This is a genomic window from Xanthomonas sp. NCPPB 3442 (assembly GCF_056725145.1).
Genome location: NZ_CM161514.1, coordinates 3,546,833 through 3,564,158 on the forward strand (window position 1 = coordinate 3,546,833; position 17,326 = coordinate 3,564,158).

The window sequence follows — 17,326 nt, forward strand, 5'->3', positions numbered from 1 at the left end:
GGCCGCGCCCGAAGCCGGGAGGTAGCACGCGGAGACTGTGGCCCTGGTGCGCCGCGCGCACCCACTTGACGGCTGCTCGCAGCGTTTGCCGACAGCTTCGTAACGCGCGCCGTCCATCCCGGTTTGCGGAGTCCGTCACACAAAAGATCCAGTTGCGCAGCGATAGTCGGCCTCGACCCCTAAAGCGAGGCAGTCCGATGTCGATGTGGCGCGATCAAGGTCCCAACAAGAAAGACGGCGTTCCGGTCACCCCCGAGGTTCCTGCGGCCGATGGCAGGCTGTTCACCGCCGAGGCCAGCCCCGCGCCGCCGGTGCCCGCCGCCGCAGCGCCCAGCGTCGCGCCGGCAGCTGTGGCCACGCAGCGTCACAGCGAAGCGAAAGAGTCGCTGATCGCTGCCGACATCAGCATCGAAGGCAAGATCGAAGGCGCCGGCCATGTGCGTCTGGCCGGCCGCTTCAAGGGCGATGTCAACGTCAAGGGCGATCTGACCATCGAACGCGGCGCCAAGCTCAATGGCGGCGTGCGCGCCAACAAGGTGATCATCGCCGGCGAGCTGGAGGGCAACATCGAATCTGCCGCGCAGGTCGAACTGCAGACGTCCGGTGTGTTGGTCGGCGACGTCAAGGCTGGCAGCCTCACGGTGGCCTCGGGTGCGCGCATGCGCGGCCAGGCCGATTTCGGCTGGGGCGATGATGGCGGCAAGCCGGTCACTGCCAGCAAGCCAGTGGTCAGCGGAGACAGCGACGCCACATGAGTGCACCTCGCCCGGGCACGCCCGGCGCCACGCGCAGCTGCCCGCACTGCAAGGCGACGATCCTGGAAAGCGCCAGCGTCTGCCCTGCGTGCAAGCACCACCTGCGCTTCGATTCGGCGGCTGCGCAACACGCGCAGCCGGCGCCGATCGTGCCGCTCAAGGTCGACGGCACCATCCGCCACCCGGCCGACGGCGATCCGTGGGAATACACGGTGGTGGTGGTGGTGCGTAACGGGAAGGGCGAGGAGATCCGTCGCCAGGTGGTCGATGTCGGCGCAATGCACGGCGGCGAAGAACGCGGCTTCACCCTGGCGGTGGAAGCGAGCGCGGTGCGTTCGCCCGGGCGGCGTACGCGGCATTAAGAACAGCTGACAAAACGACTGCGCAACCGCCAGGCGGGCGCGGCCGTTGCTCGGAATCGGCATGTCCCACGCGTACACCGCGGTTCCTTCGTACCGTCCACGCCACCTGACGGCCGCTCGCTACGTTTTGTTGGCCGCTCTGAGGCGTCCACGATCCACGCGGCTGCCAACACTAAACGCGCACTGCCGGACGAACGTGGCGGTGAGTTGATCGGCATGTGCCGTGCGTGCACCCGTAGCCTCTGTGCGCCGTCCACGCCTGTCCGGCGGCTGCTCGCGAGGTAGTGGCACCTGCCGGTAAGCGCGCGTCGCGCGAAGGCACCGCCGCACGCGGTTCCCATTCTCAGGATCTGCACACCGGCTTGGCCAGAGTTGCCGCATGCGCAACGGCAACGATGAGACATCTCACACACGCGGCGATCTGGTGGTGCTCGGGCCGGAGGGCCTGTATTGCCCGCAAGGCGATTTCCATATCGACCCGTGGCGGCCGGTGCCGCGCGCGGTGATTACGCATGGTCACGGCGACCACGCCCGCAGCGGCATGGGCGAGTACCACTGCACGCGCGAGAGCCTGTCCATCCTGCAATGGCGCCTGGGCGAACAGGTCTATCACACGCATGCGGACGCTGAAGCATTTCAGCTGGGGCGTGCGCGCGTGTCGCTGCATCCGGCCGGACACGTGCTGGGATCGGCGCAGGTGCGCATCGAAGTGGATGGCGAGGTCTGGGTCGCCTCCGGCGACTACAAGCGCCAACCCGACCCCACCTGCAAGCCGTTCGAAGTGGTGCCATGCGACACCTTCATCACCGAAGCGACCTTCGGCCTGCCGGTGTACCGCTGGCCCGACACCTCCCAGGTTGCGGCCGATATTTCTGCCTGGCGCCGCGAATGCGCCGAACGCGGCGAAGCGGCCATCCTGTACTGCTATGCGCTGGGCAAGGCGCAGCGCGTATTGGCCGAATTGCGCGCGTGGGAGACGCAGCCGGCATTGCTGCATGGCGCGGTCGCGGTGGGTGTGGAGGTCTATCGCCAGGCGGGCATCCCGATGCTGGATACCCAGCCGGTCAGCGAGCATGCGCGCGGCGCCGACTATGCCGGGCAATTGGTCATCGCGCCGCCATCGGCGGCCGGCAGCGCCTGGATCCGCCGTTTTCGCAGCGCACAGCAAGGTTTTGCCTCGGGCTGGATGCGCATCCGCGGCAATCGCCGCAGGCGCAATTACGATCGGGGCTTTGTGGTCTCCGACCATGCCGACTGGCCCGACCTGCTGCGCACCATCGAAGAAACCGGCGCACAGCGCGTCATTGCCACCCATGGCAATACCGATGCATTGATCCAACACTTGCGGGAACGCGGCGTCGCAGCAGAAGCCTTCCGCACCGATTTCGGAGCCGAGGAATGAACCCGCTGCCCGCACGTCGTTATGTTCGCGCGCGTCCGCGCATTCGCTTGAGCGGTGCGCTCGCGTTCCGCCGTCATGCCTTGGCGTTTTGCGTGCATCGCAACGCGCCAGCGGCCACCATCGGCCCACCGCGACCGCTGCGGCGCCCACGCGTGCTTGCCGCGTTTACCCGACGCGCACTGGAGCTGCGTGCTGCCGACAGGCGCGCAGCGACACAGGCGCTGCCGTGAAGCGTTTCGCGGCGTTGTACCGCACCCTGGACCGCAGCACCGGCACGCTCGACAAGCGCGCTGCGCTGGTTGCGTATTTCCGCGATGCGCCCGCGCTGGACGCGGCATGGGCGCTGTATCTGCTGGCCGGTGGCAAGGTGGCCAGCGCGCGCATGCGCATTGCCAGCAGCGGCGAACTGCGTGAATGGATCACCGACACCGCCGGCGTTGCCGATTGGCTGGTCGCCGACAGCTACGACCATGTCGGCGATCTGGCCGAAACCCTGGCCTTGCTGCTGGACGACCCGGTCACCGAGGCGGCCGATCTGCCGTTGGCAGAATGGATCGAACAGCGGCTGCTGCCGATCGCCAACCAGGACGTGCAAGTCCGCAAGGCCTGCATCGTGCAGGCGTGGCGCAGCCTGGCCTTCGACGAGCGGCTGGTGTTCAACAAGCTGCTGACCGGCGCATTGCGGGTTGGGGTGTCGCAACGGCTCGTGCAGCAGGCGCTGGCCGAATTGTCGGGCGTGGATATCGCGCGCATTGCGCAGCGCATGCTCGGCAGTTGGCGGCCGCATCCAACCTATCTTGCAGACCTGTTGACCAGCGAAGAACTGCCCGGCGACCGCCAGCAGCCCTATCCGTTCTTTTTGGCATCGCCGCTGGAAGCGGAGGTCGACACGCTGGGCCCCATCGACGACTGGCTGCTGGAATGGAAATGGGACGGCATCCGCCTGCAGCTGATTCGCCGCGCCGGCGAAGCGGCGCTGTGGTCGCGCGGCGAAGAGCGTCTGGATGGACGTTTCCCCGAAATCGAACACGCCGCACTGCAATTGCCGGACGGCACCGTCATCGATGGCGAGCTGCTGGCCTGGCAACCCGAACAGCCCCTGCCAATGCCGTTTACTGCGTTGCAGACGCGTATCCAGCGGCTCAAGCCCGGGCCCAAGACCTTGGCCGCCGCACCTGCGCGCGTGGTGGCCTACGACCTGCTGGAACTGGCGGGCGAAGACCTGCGCGAGCGCCCGTTGCAGGAGCGGCGCGCACTGCTGGAAGGCGTGCTCGCCACGCTGGCAGATCCGCGCATCGTTGCCTCGCCGCTGGTGCAGGTCAGCGATTGGCAGGCCGCAGCTCACGTGCGCGTGGAAGCGCGCGAACGCGGCGTGGAAGGGCTGATGCTCAAGCGCGCCAGTTCGGTGTATCAATCCGGTCGCCGTCGCGGCGATTGGTGGAAATGGAAGATCGACCCACTGACCATCGACGCGGTGCTGCTGTACGCGCAGGCCGGCCACGGCAGACGCAGCACGCTCTACACCGACTACACCTTCGGGCTATGGCACGAGGGCCAACTGGTGCCGATCGCCAAGGCCTATTCGGGCCTGGACGACAAGGAAATTCTTCAACTGGATCGCTGGATCCGTGCCAACACCACCGAGCGCTTCGGCCCGGTGCGCGCGGTCACTGCGCATCACGTGTTCGAGCTTGGGTTTGAAGCGGTGAACCGCAGCGCGCGGCATAAGTCCGGCATCGCGGTGCGCTTCCCGCGCATCCTGCGCTGGCGTCACGACAAGCCGATGGCCGAAGCCGATCATCTGAGCACCCTGCAGGCACTGGCGCGGTGAGCGTCACGCAGCACACGTATGGCACGCCACTGCAACAGTGGCGTGCCTGGTTCGCGCAGCGCGGCTGGGCGCCACTGCCGTTCCAACGCGATGTGTGGAAGCGCTATCTCGACGGCGAATCGGGCCTGCTGCATACGCCCACCGGCAGCGGCAAGACGCTGGCGGCATTTGGCGGGCCGTTACTGGAGGCATTGGCCACGCGTGGGCGCAAATCCCCGCGCAAACCGGGCAAACCCACCTCCCCTGCGCGCCGCCAGCCGCAACGCAATCTGCAAGTGTTGTGGATCACGCCGCTGCGCGCACTGGCCGCCGACACCGCACGCGCGCTGCGCGAGCCGGTGGACGCATTGGGGCTGGATTGGCAGGTGGGCCTGCGTACCGGCGATGCCAGCGCGCGCGACAAGCGGCTGGCACGCAGCGGCAAGCTCGACGTGCTGGTCACCACGCCCGAATCGCTGGCATTGCTATTGTCGTATCCGGATACCGCGCCGCAGCTGTCGGCATTGCGCTGTGTGATCGTCGACGAATGGCACGAGCTGCTGGGCAACAAGCGCGGCGTGTTGCTGCAATTGTGTCTTGCGCGCTTGCGCGGATGGACGCCGCACCTGCGCATCTGGGGGCTGTCGGCGACGCTTGGGAACTTATCGCAGGCACGCGATGTGCTGTTGCCGCATTGCCCCGAGGCGGCGCTGGTCTCCGGCGTCAAACCGCGCACCATGACGCTTGAAACCTTGCTGCCGGACAGTGGCGAGCGCTTTCCCTGGGCAGGCCACCTTGGTCTGGCGCAACTGGCGCGCGTGCTGCAAAAGATCATGCAACAGCGCACCAGCTTGGTGTTTACCAATACGCGCGCGCAGGCCGAGTTGTGGCATCAGGCCTTGAGCGCGGTGTGGCCGGAGGAGTTGACCACGCTGGCGCTGCATCACGGCTCGCTGGATCCATCGCTACGCGCGGCCGCCGAACGCGGGCTGGCCGACGGCAGCCTGCGCTGCGTGGTCGCCACCTCCAGCCTGGATCTGGGCGTCGACTTCCCGGCCGTGGATCAGGTGCTGCAGGTCGGCAGCCCGAAAGGCATCGCGCGCCTGCTGCAACGCGCCGGGCGCGCACGCCATCGCCCCGGCGAATCCGGGCACGTGGTGTGCGTGCCTTCGCATGCGCTGGAATTGGTCGAATACGCCGCGGCACGTCGCGCGCTGGTGCATGGACATATCGAAGCGCGTCCACCGCCACGGTTGTCGCTGGACGTACTGGCGCAGCACTGCGTCACCCTCGCCCTCGGCGGCGGCTTCCACGCCGATGCGTTGTTCGAGGAAGTGCGCGGTACCGATGCCTTCGCCGCGCTGGAGAAAACCACCTGGAACGCGGTGCTGGATTTCATCGTGCAAGGCGGCAGCGCGCTGGCGCATTATCCGGACTTCCACAAGGTGGTACGCGACGACGAGGGTCTGTACCGCGTGATCGACCGACGCGTCGCGCTGCGGCACCGGCTGTCCATCGGCACGATCACCAGCGACGGCAGCGTGCGCGTGCAGTTCCTGCGCGGCGGGCGGCTGGGCGCGGTGGAAGAACAATTCATCGGCCGCCTGCGCCGCGGCGACCGCTTCCAGTTCGCCGGCCGCCTGCTGGAACTGGTGCGCCTGGAAGACATGACCGCCTACGTGCGCGTGGCCAAGGGCGGCAGTGGCGTGGTGCCGAAATGGATGGGCGGGCGCATGCCGTTGTCGTCGGCGCTGGGCCGCGAGGTGGAAGCGGTGTTCGCCGACCCTGGCGATGCGCCGGAGATGCAGGCCCTGGCGCCGTTGCTGCACCTGCAAGGCTCGCTTTCTTCGCTGCCGGGGCCGGACCATCTGCTGGTGGAAAGCGTCAAGGCGCGCGACGGCCGCCACGTCTTCGTCTACCCGTTCGCCGGCAGGCAAGTCAACGAAGGCCTGGCCGCGTTGCTCGCGGCACGCTGGAGCCGGCGCCAACGCAATACCTTCAGCTTCGCTGCCAATGACTATGGATTTGTGCTGTCGCCGGCGCAGGATGTCGACATCGATGCCGATGTACTGCAAGCCCTGCTCTCGCCGGTGGGCCTGTTCGACGATCTGCGCGACAGCCTCAATCTGGGCGAGTTGGCGCGCCGGCAATTTCGCGAGATCGCGCGCGTGGCGGGATTGTTGTCGCCCTCGTTGCCTGGGCGTGCGCCGCGCAGCCTGCGTCAGCTGCAGGCCTCCAGCGGCTTGCTGTACGACGTGTTGCAGCGCTTCGACCCCGATCATTTGCTGCTTGCGCAAGCCGAACGCGAAGTGTTCGAAGGCCAGCTCGAACTGGCGCGGCTTGCACATGCGCTGGAAGACTGCGCGCGCCGCGCGTTGCGCCTGTGCAAACCGCGCAGCCTCACACCATTATCGTTTCCGCTGTGGGCAGAACGCGTGCGTGGGCAACTGAGTACCGAAGACTGGAAGGCCCGCGTCTTGCGCGCTGCCCAACAACTGGAGCGCAAGCATGGGCGATAGCGTGCAGCTGCAGCTGGCCGGCGAAACCGTGGAATTGCTCGGCGAACGCGCGTTGTATCGGCCGGCACAACGTGCGCTGTTGATCGCCGATCTGCATCTGGGCAAGGCCGATGTGTTCCGACGTGCCGGCATCGGCTTGCCGGCCGGCGGCACCGCGCACGATCTGGAACGGCTGGATGCGTTGCTCGATCAACGCGATGTCCAGGCGCTATGGATTTTGGGCGACCTTTTGCACGGCCCTGCCCCACGCGCGGCCTGGCACCGACGCTGGAGCGCATGGCGCGAACGGCATTGCGCGTTACGCGTGATCGCCATTCGCGGCAATCACGACCGCGCCCTGGCCGGTGCGGAGTTGCACGTCGAAGCGGCCGGCGAACAGGTCGAAGATGGCCCGTTCGTGCTGCGCCACGACCCGTTGCCGCATCCCAGCGGCCACGTGCTGTGCGGGCATCTGCATCCATTGGCCAAGCTACCGGGGCTGTCACGGCGCTGGCCGGCGTTCTGGTTGCGCGAGCGCGTCACCATCCTGCCGGCGTTCTCGCAGTTCACCGCAGGCATCGTGCCGACGCTGGCCGAAGGCGAGCGCCTGGTTGCCTGCGTGGAAGGCGATGCGCTGGCACTGCCGGTGCGTTAGCCAATGACGCACGCACCGGCCGAAGCTACGACTGCGCAGCTGCTTCGGCGTTAGCGTCGGCCAGCCGCGCGACTGGTCGCGCCAAAGCCTCGACGAATTCCGGCGCCAGCGCCAGCTTGCCGAACCAGCCATGCTGGGTGCCGCTGAGCACGCGCAACATGTGCCCGCGCCCGCCCGGCACGCGTCCCATCGGGCGTAGCAGCAGGTCGCGGCCATGTGCCCACAGATCGCGTTCGGACTGGAACAGCGGCGTCAGCCAGCGGCTCCAGCGGTGATAGATCGCCACGTGCGCCTGGCGTTCGCGCTGGTAGCGCTGCAAGGCAGCGTCCAGATCGGCGCCGGCGCGCAAGGCATCGCGCATCGCCAACGCATCCAGCAGCGCCATGTTCACGCCCTGCCCCAACTGCGGGCTCATCGCATGCGCGGCATCGCCTGCAAGCACGAAACGGCCGCGATGCCAGCGCGACACCACCGCATCGCGATAGCTCGCGCGCGCCAGAGCTCCATGCACCTGCACCGTAGCAAGCCGCGCATGCGCCTCTGGCCACATCTGCGCCACCTCATCGCGCCAGGCGGCAATGCCGCGCTGTTCCCACGCAACGAAATCGCTGCATGGCAGGCTCCAGAAAAAACTCAGCCGCGGCGTGTCGTCGCCCGGGCGCGTGCCCACCGGCAACAGACCGATCATCTTGCGTGCGCCGATATAGCGCTGGCGCAATTCGTCTACAAACGGCCAGTCTTCGCGCGGCAGCAGGCACCACAGCGCCCCCCATGGATACACCCGATCCAGCTGCGTTCCCTGTGCCTGCGCACGCAACGTGGAAGCCGAGCCATCGGCGGCGATAATCAGATCGAAGGGGCCATGCCACTGCCCACGTTGATCCTGCACGCGCACGCCCGCGTGATCGATCGCGGTGATCTGCGTATCCACATGCAGTTGCGCGTGCTGCGGCCAGGCCTCGCGCAGCAGCGTAAACAACGCGCCGCGCTGCATGCCCACACCCATCAGGCGCGTATCCAGATCGCGGTACTGCATGTCCATCACCGCGCGCCCGCACGGCGTGTCGCCATACAAGCGGCGCACCGGCGCGCCATGCGCGAGCGCCTGCGGCAGCAAGCCCATGTTCCAGAGCACCTGCAACCCGCTGGGTTGCAGCAGAAAACCGGCGCCCACCGGCCCGGGTGCAGCTGCGCGCTCGAATACCTCCAGCTGATGCCCATCGGCGCCCAGCAGCACGGCCAATGCCTGCCCTGCGGTTCCGTAGCCCACCACTGCAATACGTAATGCTCGTTGCATCGTCCCTGCTCTGTTTGGCTATTGCTGCCCGCGCACAACCGGCGCAAAAAAAACCCCGCCGTGGCGGGGTTTTTCAACCGCACAATCGAGTCAGATTACTCGACCGGCGTGATGTTCGAAGCCTGGGCACCCTTGGGGCCCTGGGTCACGTCATAACTGACGCGCTGGCCTTCCTGCAGGCTGCGGAAGCCCTTGGAATTGATCGCGGAGAAGTGCGCGAAGACATCGGCGCTGCCGTCCTCCGGTGAGATGAAGCCAAATCCCTTGGCGTCGTTGAACCACTTGACGGTACCGTTCGGCATGGTGATGCGAGACCTTTGCAATAATTAATGGGTGGTGTACGGCGGTGCGTACGCGCCGAGTATGCAAAGCTTATGCCCCGATGACAATCACCCGCGTGCAAGTTCGCCAATCAGCTCGGGCAGCCCGGACGACGCCGCATCGACGTTGGCCAAGACTTCGGCCATGGTGATTTCCAGCGCGTCGCCACAGCCGGCCGCCCAGTTGGCCACGATCGCCAAACACGCATATTCCAGGCCTTTTTCGCGCGCCAGGCCCGCTTCGGGCATGCCGGTCATGCCCACCAGATCGCAGCCGTCGCGACGCATGCGGGCGATCTCTGCAACCGTTTCCAGTCGTGGCCCCTGCGTTGCGCCATAGCAGCCGCCGGCCACCAGCGTGACGCCGGTCACTTTGGCTGCCGCAATGACCTTGCTGCGAAACATCGGCGAATACGGATGGCCGAAATCCACATGCTGTACCTCGCTGCCGGGCTCTTCGCAGAAGGTGGACACGCGGCCCCAGGTGTAATCGATCAACTGATCCGGGCACGCCAACACGCGCGGGCCAAACTGTTCGGTGATACCCCCCACGGTGTTGAGCGCCAGCACGCGCGAGGCGCCGATTTGCTGCAATGCAGCGATGTTTGCGCGGTAATTGACCTTGTGCGGCGGCAGCGAGTGGCCTTCGCCATGGCGTGCCAGGAAGGCGACGCGGTGGCCGAGCAGCATGCCGACGCGGATCGGCCCGGACGGCGCGCCGTAAGGCGTTTGGATGTCGTGCGACTGCACATCGTCCAGCTGCGCGAGCTTGTAGACACCAGTGCCGCCGATGACGGCCAATGCGATGGAATTTGCGGACACAACCGACCTCTGCAGCGAAAGACATGATGGGGCGCGCAGGCGTGCGCGCCGGGCTGCCCGCAACGATGCGGGCATGGATTTGCAGCGTTACTGCTTCATCGCATAGATGGCAGGAATGCCGCGCAACTGCTCGTTGACGTCCATGCCGAAGCCGAATACGTAACGGTCGGGCACTTCCACGCCCACGTAGTCGGCAGTCACGCCCGGCACGCACCGGTCGTGCCGCTTGACGGTCAACACCGCCACGCGCACGTCAGTGGCGCCCTGCTCCAGGCACCACTGGCGCACGCCCTGCAGCGTGTAACCCTCGTCGAGAATGTCGTCGACCAGGATCACGCGGCGGCCGAACAATGCGGTGGCCGGGCGGTGCTTCCACACCAGTTCGCCGCCGGTGGTTTCGCCGCGGTAACGGGTGGCATGCAGGTAATCGAACTGCACGTCCTGGCCACGTGCGCCCAGCTCCAGCGCCAGCTGGCCGGAGAACGGCAGCGCACCGTGCATGATGGTGAGGTACACCGGCACTTCGCCGGCGTAGTCGCGTGCGATCGCATCGGCGATGGTGGCAACGGCGGCATCGATGGCCGGACGGTCGACCAGCAGATCGGCTTGGGCCAGGGCCTGGGAAATGGTGAGCGTGGACATCAGGCAGTTGTTCCGAAATGGGCAGAAGGAGGAGTGGTAAATGAGGCGTCGGTGCCGGCGAGCAGGCCATCCCAGCCTAGTGCGCCGCGGCCGATCAGGCCGATCAATGCAGCGGTATTGAGGCTGCGGCCCTGCACGGCCTGCAGCGATTCGGCGACCAGCTCCGGATGGCACACCAGCACCACGTCGCAGCCGGCATCCAGATGCGCATGCACCCGGCCCGCCACACCGCCGGCACTGAACGAGGCAGCCATGCCGATGTCGTCGGAAAAGACCACGCCGCGGAAGCCCATCTGGCCGCGCAGGATCTGCTCGATCCAGCGCTGCGAATAGCCGGCCGGCTCCGGCGCGACCTGCGGGTAGACCACGTGCGCCATCATCACGGCGTCGGCGCCGGCCTCGATCCCCGCCACGAACGGCACCAGGTCTTCGGCCTGCAGCACCTCCAGCGGCCGCGGGTCGCTGGCGTGATCGACGTGGGTGTCTTCCAGCACCGTGCCGTGGCCGGGAAAATGCTTGAGCGTGGCGGCCATGCCGGCGCCGTGCAGCGCCTGCACATAAGCACGCGTGAAGGTGGCCACGATCTGCGGGTCGTCGCTGAAGGCGCGATCGCCGATGGCGCGGTTGCCGCGCCCCAGGTCCACCACCGGGGCAAAGCTCAGGTCCACGCCGCTGGCGCGGACCTCGCTGGCCATCAACTGCGCATGCGCGCGCGCGGCGGCCAGTGCAGACTCCGGGTCATGCGCGTACTGCGCACCGAAGCTTTGCAGCGGCGCCAGCGCGCTGAATCCTTCGCGAAACCGCTGCACGCGCCCGCCTTCCTGGTCCACGCAGACCAGCACCGGGCGTGGCGCGGCGGCGCGAATGGCAGCCGACAGCTCGGCCACCTGGGTGCGCGAGGCGAAGTTGCGCTTGAACAGCACCACGCCGGCAACCGCATCGTGCTGCAGCCAATCGCGTTCCTGCGCGCTGAGTTCGGTACCGGCAACGCCGATCAGAAGCATGTTGGGGACTCCCGGGCCAGGCGCCACGGTGGCGCAGCGCGGCATTGTCGCAGATGCGCGTGGCAGCGTCAGATCGCGCATTCAGCTGCGGGCGCTGCCGGCAGGCTTACAGCACCTCGAGGTGGGCGCGCCAATGCGCGGCCTGGGCCTGCACCTGTGCCAGCACTTCGGGGGCCATACCGTCGAGCTGGCGGTACGGCAGCGCCAGGCGTTCGTTGACGCCCAACAGCGGGCGCTGGCGCTGCAGAAAGTCCCAGTACAACGCATTGTACGGGCAGGCGTTCGGCCCGACCCGCAACTTGCGCTGATACCGGCAACCACCGCAGTAATCGCTCATGCGATCGATATAGGCCGCACCGCTGATATACGGCTTGCTGCCGAGCAGGCCGCCATCGGCGAACTGGCTCATGCCCACCGTATTGGGCAGCTCCACCCACTCGAAGGCGTCGATATACACGCCCAGGTACCAGCGATGCAGCGCCTGCGGGTCCAGCCCCGCCAGCAGCGCAAAATTACCGATCACCATCAGCCGCTGGATGTGATGCGCATGCGCATTGGCCAACGAATTGCCGATCGCATCTGCCAGGCAGCGCATGCCGATCTGCCCGTCCCAGAACCAGTGTGGCAGCGCTGCATGCTGATCGAGATGATTCGAGTCCGCATAGCCGGGCATCTGCGACCAATACACACCGCGCACGTACTCGCGCCAGCCCAGAATCTGCCGGATGAAGCCTTCCACCGCCGCCAACGGCGCATGCCCTTGCCGCCATGCCGCTTCGGCGCGCGCGATCACTTCGCGCGGGTGCAGCATCTTGACGTTGAGCGCGAACGAAAGCAGCGAATGGAACAGGCGCGGGCTACGCGTGCTCATCGCATCTTCGTAGCGGCCGAAATTGGGCAATGCATGCGCGATGAAAGCGTCCAGATGCTGCAAGGCTTCGTCGCGATCCAGCGGCCATGGCAGGGCGTGCGCATTCGGTGCGCCAAAACTGCGCACCCCGGCGGCTTCGATCGTGCGCCACAGCGCGCTGTGGTCGTGGGTCGTGCGCCAATCCTGTGGGGCAGGCGGGTCGCCCGGCCACGGCGCACGGTTGTCGTGATCGAAGTTCCAGCGCCCGCCTTCCGGCTCGCCCGCGGCATCGAGCAGGATGCCATGCTGGCGCCGCATGCGCCGATAAAACACTTCCATGCGCCACGGGCTGCCGGCGCGAAAACAGCCGGCGACTTCACTGCGTGCGGTCAAAAAATGTTCGCTGCCGAGCATGCGCGTGGCAAAGGGCTGCGCGGCGCTCCAGTGCTGTAGTGCTTCGTCCAGCCGCCATTCGTCCGGGGCCTGGTACTCCAGATGGCCGGCGCGGTAATGCGCCATCAACGCCTCGAGGTTGTGCGGGATCGACTGCCGGTTGCTGGCGTTGTCGATCGTCACATAGCGCACCCGATGCCCGGCACGCCGCAGGCCGGCAGCGAACGCGCGCATGGCCGCGAAGATCGCCAGGACCTTCTGCGCGTGATGCAGCACGTAGTCGGTTTCCTGCCGCACTTCCATCAATACATAGACCACGCCTGCATCGCGCGTCGCGAACCAGCTGTGTTGCGGATTGAGCTGGTCGCCCAGAACCAAACGCAGCGTATGGGCCGGCGTTTGTGGGGTGGTTTGCGCGACAAGTGCGCTGGAATCATGCATCAAAGTGACGCCCGATGATGCGGGGCGCATGGGCGCGTCCGTGCCGACGCGGCGCGTGGGCATGTCTTGGACCCGAAAAAAACACTCGAATCACCGGCAACGCATGCACCAACGACTGCCATGACCGCGGTATGGACTTGCATCGCACTGCCCTTTAGTTCTGCGCTGCCTGGCACAGCGTCAGTGGCCAGCGCTGTACAGCACATCGCCGGCAGACACGCGCCGGGCCAACGCCATTGCGCTCTGCCATGCGCCCTCCACCTTGCCGCCGGCCAGCCAGTCGCCGCACATGCCCAAGCCCAGCTGCGCATCCCAGACGCAGCCAAGCTGCAATGCCGGGTCGCTGCTGGCAACCTTCCAAAAAAAAGCATCGCAGGACTGCGGCACTGGCAACCCGAGCGCTGCAAGCTCCGGCACCAGGCTGGCGCTGACGTGCCCAGGCATGGCATCGCACTGCGCCTGGCTCCACTCGGCCGTTGCATGCGCCAGCCAGGTCTCCGCACCCGCACGCGCGGGCTTGCTGGAGTTGCGCGCCACCCAGCGTAACGCGCCGGCATTGACGAACAGCGCATCGTAGCCCGGATCGATGGGCGCATCGAAGTGCGCCATCACCGCCCACGCAGGCTGCATGCGCACCTGCTCGGCAATCGTCGCCAACGCAGGCGCAGCCTGCGCGAGTAACCCAGCCGCACTCGGCGCCGGGACGGCCAGCAACACCGTATCGAACAGATGCTCTGCAGCGGCTTGCGACACCGACAGGCGCCATCCCTGCCGGCTGCGCCGCAGCGCGCGCACCTCGGCACTCAGACGCACATCCAGCTGCGCGGCAAGCGTACGCGCCGGTGCGGTCATCTCGGGCACACCCACATAGCGCATCAGCGCGTGCTGGGATCGGCGCAACTGCGTGCCGTCCCAGCTTGCGATGCGCGCCTGCCAGGGCGCGGCAATACCGGCATCGATCCAGGCATCCACGACCGCTGCAAATGCAGGATCGCGCGCGGTGAAATACTGCGCTCCGTGATCGCATTGCCACTGCTCGGCGCTGTAGTGGCGCATGCGGCCGCCCGGGGTCTGCGCCTGATCGAACACCGTCACTGCATGGCCTTCCATCTGCAGTTGCTGCGCGCAGGCCAACCCCGCCAGCCCGGCGCCGATCACGGCGATCGTCTGTGCGCGGTCGGGCAGTGTCATGCCATCGCGCACGTGCCGGTGCATGCGGCAGGCATGCGGGTCACACCGGGCAGCCGTCAGGCCCGCAGGCATCGGGCCCGCCGACGGGCGTCGATTCGGCCGCCAACTGCAGCAGCGCCTGCGCAAAACTTTCCGGCGGTTGCGCGCCCTGGATCAGCGCACGGCCGTCGATCACGAAACTGGGCACTGCACGGATGCCCAACGCGGCGGCCTGCGCTAGCTGCGCTTGCACCTCGACGGTGCCTTCGTCCGATTCCAGCATCGCCTGCACACGCGCCGCCGTAAGGCCACCGGCCTCACCGGCACGCACCAGCGTGTCGGACGCGCCCACGTTTTGGCCTTCGGCAAAATGCGCATGGAACAGCGCTTCCATGACCGCATCCACATCGCCCTCGTGGCTGGCCAGCCAGATCAAACGATGCGCACGCAGGGTGCTGACCTGCACCTGCCCACGGCCGAAATCCAGCGGCAAGCCTTCCGCCTGCGCGGTGGTCTGGGTCTGCGCCAGGATCTGTTCGACGCGTGCCGTACCGCCGAACTTCGACGCCAGGGCCGCGCGCAATGGCGTGGGCTCCAGGCCGGCATCCGGATCAAGCTGGAACGCGTGGTAATGAATGTCCAAGGCCGGCGCCTGCGCGCCAAGTGCCGCAAGGGCGGCCTGGAAACGGCGTTTGCCGATCCAGCACCAGGGGCACACTACGTCGGACCAGATGTCGATGCGCATGAGCTGGGATTCGTTTGTGGGATTGGGATTGGGATTGGCAGAGCATAGACGGGATTCTGCAATCGCAAAGCGTTTGCCAATGCCGAACCGGGAAGCGATGATCAAGCAAGGCGGCCTGGCGCCGCGCACTCATCTGTTCTACGCATCAGCGATCCACCTCACGCATCAGGCCTCCAAGGCACCGGGCTGCGTGTCCGCCTTTGCGAGTCCAGATCCCGCATCACAAATCCTCTTTCCACTGCTTGAATGGATGCGAGGCCAGGGCCAGGTTGTAATAGCGCACGTCGTCGGTGACTTCGGCCCCAATCCATTCCGGCGTGGCGAATGCTTCGTCGGAGCGTTCGAGTTCGATCTCGGCCACGATCAGGCCGGCGTTGTCGCCGATGAATTCGTCCACTTCCCACACATGTCCCTGGTAGGCGACCAGATGCCGGCGTTTGTCGATCAGGCCGCCTATGCACAGCGCCAGCAATGCGCGTGCATCAGCCAGTGGAATCGGATATTCGAACTCCTGCCGCGTATGCCCTACCTCGCGCGATTTCAGATTGAGAAATGCGCTTTCGCCCTGAATCCGCACCCGTACCGAGGCATTTTGCGTGCCACTGCGCAGCGCCGCCTGGTCGTTGATATAGCCCTGCGCCATCGGAATCACCGCATGCGCGGCGTCGCGCCAGCCATCGCCGGTAACCAGGAATTTGCGTTCTATCTCTACAGGCATGGGAATCGGGAATCGAGAGTCGGGAATGGCAAAAGCATAAGCCGTTCGCCGTTACGATTCCCGATTGCCTCCTCCCGATTCACCGCCTCTCAAACACCGCGATGCTTTCCACGTGCGCGGTGTGCGGGAACATGTCCATCGCGCCTGCGCAGACCAGCGTGAAGCCCTGCTCGTTGACCAGATAGCCGGCGTCGCGCGCCAGCGAGCCCGGGTGGCAGCTCACATAGACGATGCGATCGAACGTTTTCAACGGCAGCTGCTGCAGCACTTCCAGGGCGCCGGAGCGCGGCGGGTCCAGCAGCAGCTTGTCGAAGCCCTGGCGCATCCAGGGTGCGCTGCGCTGATCCTGGGTCAGGTCGGCGGCGTGGAACTGCGCATTGTCCAGGCCATTGCGCTGGGCGTTCTCTTTGGCCCGTGCCACAAGTCCGGCGTCGCCTTCCACACCCACCACCTCACGCACCACGCGCGCCAGCGGCAGGGTGAAGTTGCCCAGGCCGCAGAACAGGTCCAGCACGCGGTCGTCGGGCTTGGTCTCCAGCAGCGCGACCGCATGGGCGATCATCTTCTGATTGAGCGACGCGTTGACTTGAATGAAATCCAGCGGCCGGAACGCCAGTTCCACCTCCCACTGCGGCAAGCGGAACGATAGCGGCACGTCCTGCGGCCACAGCGGATGCACGCTGTCCACCCCGCCGGGCTGCAGGAAAATCGCAAAGCCGTGCTCCTGGGCAAAGGCGACCCAGGCCTGGCGATCGCGCTCGCTGAGCGGCTGCATATGCCGAATGGTCAAGGCCACCGCATCGTCGCCGGCGATGAATTCGATCTGCGGAATGTCGCGCTTGCCGTCCATGCCTTCGATCAGCGCGGCAAGCAAGGGGATCTTCTCGCCGATCTGCGGAATCACCGTGTAGCAGATCGACAGATCGGCCACGAACCGCGGGTCCAGCTCACGAAAGCCGACCAAGGTCTTGTCCTTCTTCTCGACGCGACGCACCGAGAACCTGCCCTTGCGCCGATACCCCCAGTTGTCGCCGGTCAGCGCGGGCAGCACGGCTTGCGGAGTGACGTGACCGATACGTTCCAGGTTGTCCATCAGCACGCGCTGTTTGGCCACGATCTGCTGCGACTCCTCCAGATGCTGCAACACGCAGCCCGCGCAAACGCCAAAGTGCGGGCAGCGCGGGGTGACCCGCTGCGGCGAGGCCTCCAGCACCTCCACGGTCTTGGCCTCATCGAAATGCCGGCTACGGGCGGTGGGTTCGGCGCGCACCAACTCGCCCGGCAAGGCGCCGCTGATGAAGGTGACCTTGCCGCCCTCGCCGTCGCGGCGGGCGACCCCGCGGCCGTCATGGCTCAGGTCGGTGACCGCGGTCTGGAAGGGGGTACGGTCGAGACGGTTTCTGGTTCTGGCCACGTGGCGACAAGCTGCGGGCAAAAAGGGT

Annotated in this window: 17 protein-coding genes and 1 other RNA gene; 8 read left to right on the top strand and 10 right to left on the bottom strand. The window is 66.6% G+C overall.

Annotated features, from left to right (window positions below):
- Positions 1–197 precede the first annotated feature (197 nt).
- From AC1POX_RS15345 to pdeM, 8 genes are all read left to right on the top strand, one after another.
- The gene (locus AC1POX_RS15345) at positions 198–755 is read left to right on the top strand and encodes a bactofilin family protein (protein WP_014089701.1); all 558 of its coding nucleotides are present in this window, start codon (positions 198–200) and stop codon (positions 753–755) included.
- Positions 752–1,117, top strand: a complete 366-nt coding sequence (locus AC1POX_RS15350) for a hypothetical protein (RefSeq protein ID WP_008578205.1) — start codon at positions 752–754, stop codon at positions 1,115–1,117. The genes AC1POX_RS15345 and AC1POX_RS15350 overlap by 4 nt, the downstream gene beginning before the upstream one ends.
- A gap of 61 nt (positions 1,118–1,178) precedes the next feature.
- A non-coding RNA gene (locus AC1POX_RS15355) (sX9 sRNA) lies at positions 1,179–1,253 on the top strand.
- Between the two features lie 243 nt (positions 1,254–1,496).
- Complete coding sequence (locus tag AC1POX_RS15360) at positions 1,497–2,519, top strand: ligase-associated DNA damage response exonuclease (protein ID WP_127167508.1); 1,023 nt, start codon at positions 1,497–1,499, stop codon at positions 2,517–2,519.
- Positions 2,516–2,749, top strand: a complete 234-nt coding sequence (locus AC1POX_RS15365; RefSeq protein WP_029818981.1) for a hypothetical protein — start codon at positions 2,516–2,518, stop codon at positions 2,747–2,749. The genes AC1POX_RS15360 and AC1POX_RS15365 overlap by 4 nt, the downstream gene beginning before the upstream one ends.
- Complete coding sequence (locus AC1POX_RS15370; protein WP_338334539.1) at positions 2,746–4,350, top strand: ATP-dependent DNA ligase; 1,605 nt, start codon at positions 2,746–2,748, stop codon at positions 4,348–4,350. The genes AC1POX_RS15365 and AC1POX_RS15370 overlap by 4 nt, the downstream gene beginning before the upstream one ends.
- The gene (locus tag AC1POX_RS15375) at positions 4,347–6,848 is read left to right on the top strand and encodes a ligase-associated DNA damage response DEXH box helicase (RefSeq protein ID WP_372356355.1); all 2,502 of its coding nucleotides are present in this window, start codon (positions 4,347–4,349) and stop codon (positions 6,846–6,848) included. Before AC1POX_RS15370 ends, AC1POX_RS15375 begins: the two co-directional genes overlap by 4 nt.
- Complete coding sequence (gene pdeM, locus AC1POX_RS15380; RefSeq protein ID WP_071117335.1) at positions 6,838–7,482, top strand: ligase-associated DNA damage response endonuclease PdeM; 645 nt, start codon at positions 6,838–6,840, stop codon at positions 7,480–7,482. Before AC1POX_RS15375 ends, pdeM begins: the two co-directional genes overlap by 11 nt.
- Before the next feature lie 25 nt (positions 7,483–7,507).
- Here the strand turns inward: pdeM and AC1POX_RS15385 are convergent, their stop codons facing one another.
- The 10 genes from AC1POX_RS15385 to rlmD form a co-directional block, all read right to left on the bottom strand.
- Positions 7,508–8,779, bottom strand: a complete 1,272-nt coding sequence (locus AC1POX_RS15385) for an FAD-dependent oxidoreductase (RefSeq protein WP_071117336.1) — start codon at positions 8,777–8,779, stop codon at positions 7,508–7,510.
- Positions 8,780–8,874: 95 nt separating this feature from the next.
- Positions 8,875–9,081 carry a transcription antiterminator/RNA stability regulator CspE gene (gene cspE / locus AC1POX_RS15390; protein WP_003488188.1) on the bottom strand — a complete coding sequence of 69 codons (207 nt, stop codon included), beginning with the start codon at positions 9,079–9,081 and terminating at the stop codon, positions 8,875–8,877.
- Between the two features lie 87 nt (positions 9,082–9,168).
- Positions 9,169–9,921, bottom strand: coding sequence for an S-methyl-5'-thioinosine phosphorylase (locus AC1POX_RS15395; RefSeq protein ID WP_029818976.1), 753 nt, complete (start codon positions 9,919–9,921; stop codon positions 9,169–9,171).
- A gap of 87 nt (positions 9,922–10,008) precedes the next feature.
- The gene (locus AC1POX_RS15400; RefSeq protein ID WP_057680931.1) at positions 10,009–10,563 is read right to left on the bottom strand and encodes a hypoxanthine-guanine phosphoribosyltransferase; all 555 of its coding nucleotides are present in this window, start codon (positions 10,561–10,563) and stop codon (positions 10,009–10,011) included.
- Positions 10,563–11,567, bottom strand: a complete 1,005-nt coding sequence (gene nagZ / locus AC1POX_RS15405) for a beta-N-acetylhexosaminidase (protein WP_008574267.1) — start codon at positions 11,565–11,567, stop codon at positions 10,563–10,565. The genes AC1POX_RS15400 and nagZ overlap by 1 nt, the downstream gene beginning before the upstream one ends.
- A gap of 106 nt (positions 11,568–11,673) precedes the next feature.
- Positions 11,674–13,314 carry a cryptochrome/photolyase family protein gene (locus tag AC1POX_RS15410; RefSeq protein WP_372356356.1) on the bottom strand — a complete coding sequence of 547 codons (1,641 nt, stop codon included), beginning with the start codon at positions 13,312–13,314 and terminating at the stop codon, positions 11,674–11,676.
- Between the two features lie 117 nt (positions 13,315–13,431).
- Positions 13,432–14,466 carry an NAD(P)/FAD-dependent oxidoreductase gene (locus AC1POX_RS15415; RefSeq protein ID WP_031421790.1) on the bottom strand — a complete coding sequence of 345 codons (1,035 nt, stop codon included), beginning with the start codon at positions 14,464–14,466 and terminating at the stop codon, positions 13,432–13,434.
- 16 nt (positions 14,467–14,482) lie between these two features.
- Positions 14,483–15,166 carry a DsbA family oxidoreductase gene (locus AC1POX_RS15420; RefSeq protein WP_338334544.1) on the bottom strand — a complete coding sequence of 228 codons (684 nt, stop codon included), beginning with the start codon at positions 15,164–15,166 and terminating at the stop codon, positions 14,483–14,485.
- A gap of 220 nt (positions 15,167–15,386) precedes the next feature.
- Complete coding sequence (locus tag AC1POX_RS15425) at positions 15,387–15,884, bottom strand: CYTH domain-containing protein (RefSeq protein ID WP_122273141.1); 498 nt, start codon at positions 15,882–15,884, stop codon at positions 15,387–15,389.
- A 79-nt stretch (positions 15,885–15,963) separates the two neighbouring features.
- On the bottom strand, positions 15,964–17,298 hold the full coding sequence (rlmD, locus tag AC1POX_RS15430) for a 23S rRNA (uracil(1939)-C(5))-methyltransferase RlmD (RefSeq protein ID WP_338334545.1): 1,335 nt from the start codon (positions 17,296–17,298) through the stop codon (positions 15,964–15,966).
- Positions 17,299–17,326 lie beyond the last annotated feature (28 nt).